Here is a 255-nt window from a genome sequence, read left to right on the forward strand (position 1 = left end):
GTAGTTTGAAGTTTGAGTTGCCACTGGGGAAAAACCTGGTTGAGCAGCAGCTCTTGCTGGAGCATTTTCGACATGAATTCAATTACATACGACCTCACGAGGCGCTGGGCATGAAGCGCCCGGGTGAGGTATATGTGCCGTCTACTCGACCTTATCCAGGATGTCTGCCGGATGTGGAGTATGCCGCGGAAATGAAAGTACGAAGCGTCAGACAGAACGGCTCAATCATGTGGAAAGGAAAGTTGTTGTTTGTAA

At 49.4% G+C, this 255-nt stretch carries 1 pseudogene; it reads left to right on the top strand.

Features of this window, described 5'->3' with window-relative positions:
• A pseudogene (locus IB241_RS28120) lies at positions 1–255 on the top strand (IS481 family transposase); the annotation flags it as partial.

It is taken from the genome of Pseudomonas sp. PDM05 (assembly GCF_014851685.1).
Lineage (GTDB): Bacteria > Pseudomonadota > Gammaproteobacteria > Pseudomonadales > Pseudomonadaceae > Aquipseudomonas.